This is a genomic window from Accumulibacter sp. (assembly GCF_031732815.1).
Taxonomy (GTDB): Bacteria; Pseudomonadota; Gammaproteobacteria; order Burkholderiales; family Rhodocyclaceae; genus Accumulibacter.
Genome location: NZ_JAVMKF010000227.1, coordinates 1 through 3,348, shown reverse-complemented (window position 1 = coordinate 3,348; position 3,348 = coordinate 1). Strand labels below are relative to the sequence as shown.

The window sequence follows — 3,348 nt, the reverse complement described above, 5'->3', positions numbered from 1 at the left end:
AACAACGTCAGTCCAAGCGCGGCTCCGCATGCGGAGCGCGCGCTCTGCCGCAGGGGTATAGCTCAACTGGCAGAGCGTCGGTCTCCAAAACCGAAGGTTGGGGGTTCGATTCCCTCTGCCCCTGCCACCCTGTCATCAAAGCGGACGACATGGCCGATAAGTTCAAGTTTGCGCTGGCGCTATTTCTGCTTGCGGCCGGCGTTGCCGGCTTTTACCTGCTTGCTCAGGAAGCGGCGATTCTGCGCGTTCTGGCAGTCCTCGCTGGTGTCGCGCTGGCAGCCGGCGTGGCCTGGAATACCGAGCAGGGCCGCCTGTTCTTTGTCTTCGCGCGTGAGGCGGCGACCGAAGCGAGAAAGGTCGTCTGGCCTTCGCGCAAGGAAACCATGCAGACAACCGGCCTCGTCTTTGCGTTCGTCGTCGTGATGGCGGTTTTTCTCTGGTTGACCGACAAGAGCCTCGAGTGGGTCCTCTACGACTTGGTTCTTGGTTGGAGAAAGTCATGAGCATGCGCTGGTACGTCGTCCACGCTTATTCGGGTTTCGAGAAGAGCGTACAGCGGGCGCTTGCCGAGCGCATTCAGAGACAGGGTATGCAGAGCGCTTTCGGCCGCATCCTTGTTCCGGTCGAGGAGGTCGTCGAGCTCAAGATGGGCCAGAAAAGCATCTCCGAGCGCAAGTTCTTCCCCGGCTACGTGCTCGTCGAGATGGAGATGAACGACGACTCCTGGCACTTGGTCAAGAGCACGCCGAAAGTGACCGGTTTTGTTGGCGGTACCGCCAACAAGCCGACGCCGATTTCCGAGAAGGAAGTCGCCAAGATCATGCAGCAGATGCAGGATGGCGTCGACAAACCCAGGCCGAAGGTGCTTTTCGAGCCGGGTGAGGTTGTGCGCGTCAAGGAGGGTCCATTTACCGATTTCCACGGTGCCGTCGAGCAGGTGAACTACGAAAAGAACCGTCTGCGCGTGTCGGTGACCATCTTCGGGCGGCCGACGCCGGTTGAACTGGAGTTCGGACAGGTCGAAAAAGCCTGATCGCGTGAATCGTTGGCAGTGCGCCGCGTTTTTGGCGCACTGCGGAAGTGCGGCCGGCCGGCCGCGTTTGTCGTTTGGGGAGCGCCTGCGTCGGCGCGCTTGTACCCGTATTGAGGAGTCCTACCGTGGCAAAGAAGATTACCGGTTACATCAAGCTGCAGGTGCCGGCCGGCAAGGCCAATCCATCTCCGCCGATCGGGCCGGCGCTCGGTCAGCGCGGCTTGAACATCATGGAGTTCTGCAAGACCTTCAACGCTCAGACGCAAGGTCTCGAGCCAGGTTTGCCAATTCCGGTGGTGATCACCGCGTATGCCGACAAGAGCTTCACGTTCATCATGAAGACGCCGCCGGCGACGGTGCTGATCAAGAAGGCGATCGGCATTCCGAAGGGCAGTGCCAAGCCGCACACGACCAAGGTCGGAACGCTGACGCGTGCGCAGTGTGAAGCAATCGCGCAGCAGAAGATGCCCGATCTGACAGCAGCCGATCTGGCTGCCGCAGTGCGCACGATTGCCGGCAGCGCGCGCACGATGGGCGTCACGGTGGAGGGAGTCTGACATGGCGACGCTGACCAAACGTAAGAAAGCGCTCAAGGGCAAGGTCGAAGCGGGGCGGAACTACGCCGCTGCGGACGCTCTGAAGCTGGCCAAGGACCTGGCTGCGGCGAAGTTCGACGAATCGATCGATGTCGCCGTCTGTTTGGGTGTCGACCCGCGCAAGTCGGATCAGATCGTTCGCGGATCGGTCGTCCTGCCCGCGGGTACCGGAAAATCCATTCGCGTTGCCGTTTTCGCGCAGGGCGACAACGCTGCCGCGGCGCGTGCCGCTGGTGCTGATATCGTCGGTTTCGAAGATCTGGCAGCGGAAATCAAGTCCGGCGTGATCAACTTTGATCGGGTGATCGCGACACCCGATGCGATGCGCGTGGTGGGGCAACTTGGGCAGATCCTCGGTCCACGCGGCTTGATGCCCAACCCCAAGGTCGGCACAGTCACTACCGATGTTGCCACTGCCGTGCGCAACGCCAAGGCTGGCCAGGTGCAATATCGCACTGACAAGGGCGGCATCATCCACAGCACGATAGGCCGGGCCTCGTTTGAGGTGGACAAACTGGCGATCAACCTCAAGGCGCTGCTCGAAGCGTTGATCAAGGCCAAGCCGGCCACCTCCCGTGGCCAGTATGTGCGGCGGGTGGCCGTTTCCAGCACGATGGGGCCGGGCATCCGGGTTGATGCAGCGACCATCTAGAACGTTGTCGCCGGCGACTCGCAGGACTGCCCTGCGGGTGTCGGAAAAGAGCTTTGTTGGGCGGTCGGCGCGGCGCGTTTGCGCCCCGTCGGCTGATCGTCAAAGACCGCAGGTACCGAGGGCGATGGCCCGGAGTTTAAGCGTGTTACGGCCTGCGCAGACGGTGTGCCCCGAAAAGGACTGTGCAGTCGGTGCGGGTTGGCGCCGACCGCGGCCCGGATCCAGGTCGCCGTGGGTGCGTTTCGCTCCTGTGGGCGGAGCGTGTGTGTTGACTTGAAGGGAGGAAGGGCCTGTGGGTCTCAACCTTGAACAAAAGAAGGCCGTCGTCGACGACATTGCGGCGGCGATTGCCGGTGCCCAGACGATGGTTCTGGCTGAGTACAGCGGCTTGCCGGTGGCTCACCTGACGCGTTTGCGTGCCCAGGCGCGCGCCGCCGGGGTCTATCTGCACGTGCGCAAGAATACCTTGGTGCGGCGATCGGTTGAAGGCACGGTCTTCGCCAGCCTCGGCGAGCAGATGACCGGGCCGCTGATCTACAGCATTTCGAGCGATCCGGTGGCGGCAGCACGCGTGCTCAACGAGTTTGCCAAGACCAACGACAAGCTGGTTCTCAGAGCCGGCAGCTATGCCGGCGAGTTGCTCGACAAAGCCGGAGTGCAGGCGCTCGCGTCGATTCCGAGTCGCGACGAGTTGCTTGCCCAGTTGCTTGGCATCATGCAGGCGCCGGTCACCGGTTTCGCCTGTGCCCTGTCGGCTTTGGCAAAGAGTCGCGAAGAAGCAGCGAATCCGGAAGAAGCCGTCGCCTGAACGTGCTGTCGGATCCATTGAGTATTCAGATTTAGGAGTTAATCGATTATGGCCATTACAAAAGAAGACATCCTTGAAGCCGTCGGCGCGATGACGGTCATGGAACTGAACAGCCTGGTCAAGGCGTTTGAAGAGAAGTTTGGCGTTTCCGCTGCTTCGATGGCAGTCGCCGCGCCGGGCGCGGCTGCGCCAGTCGTCGAAGAACAGACCGAGTTTACGGTGATGTTGATGGCGGCCGGCGAGAAGAAGGTCGAAACGA

At 61.6% G+C, this 3,348-nt stretch carries 5 protein-coding genes, 1 tRNA gene and 1 pseudogene; all 7 read left to right on the top strand.

The window, feature by feature from the left end:
• The first annotated feature begins 51 nt into the window (after positions 1 to 51).
• Positions 52 to 127, top strand: a tRNA-Trp gene (locus RKP46_RS14225).
• Between the two features lie 22 nt (positions 128 to 149).
• A complete protein-coding gene (secE, locus tag RKP46_RS14220; RefSeq protein WP_311107241.1) occupies positions 150 to 503 on the top strand; it encodes a preprotein translocase subunit SecE in 354 nt (117 codons plus the stop codon).
• Positions 500 to 1,033, top strand: coding sequence for a transcription termination/antitermination protein NusG (gene nusG, locus RKP46_RS14215; RefSeq protein ID WP_311107240.1), 534 nt, complete (start codon positions 500 to 502; stop codon positions 1,031 to 1,033). Before secE ends, nusG begins: the two co-directional genes overlap by 4 nt.
• A gap of 125 nt (positions 1,034 to 1,158) precedes the next feature.
• Positions 1,159 to 1,590: a 50S ribosomal protein L11 gene (gene rplK / locus RKP46_RS14210; protein ID WP_311107239.1), complete on the top strand. Its 432-nt coding sequence runs from the start codon at positions 1,159 to 1,161 to the stop codon at positions 1,588 to 1,590.
• A gap of 1 nt (position 1,591) precedes the next feature.
• The gene (gene rplA, locus RKP46_RS14205) at positions 1,592 to 2,281 is read left to right on the top strand and encodes a 50S ribosomal protein L1 (protein WP_311107238.1); all 690 of its coding nucleotides are present in this window, start codon (positions 1,592 to 1,594) and stop codon (positions 2,279 to 2,281) included.
• Positions 2,282 to 2,573: 292 nt separating this feature from the next.
• Positions 2,574 to 3,089 (top strand): 50S ribosomal protein L10, encoded by a 516-nt coding sequence (gene rplJ, locus RKP46_RS14200; RefSeq protein ID WP_311107237.1) that lies wholly within the window; start codon positions 2,574 to 2,576, stop codon positions 3,087 to 3,089.
• 48 nt (positions 3,090 to 3,137) lie between these two features.
• Positions 3,138 to 3,348 (top strand): annotated as a pseudogene (gene rplL / locus RKP46_RS14195) (50S ribosomal protein L7/L12); the annotation flags it as partial.

Bases quoted from the DNA above. Each gene is read 5' to 3' on its own strand.
- secE (WP_311107241.1), top strand. From the start codon at position 150: ATGGCCGATAAGTTCAAGTTTGCGCTGGCGCTATTTCTGCTTGCGGCC.
- nusG (WP_311107240.1), top strand. From the start codon at position 500: ATGAGCATGCGCTGGTACGTCGTCCACGCTTATTCGGGTTTCGAGAAG.
- rplA (WP_311107238.1), top strand. From the start codon at position 1,592: ATGGCGACGCTGACCAAACGTAAGAAAGCGCTCAAGGGCAAGGTCGAA.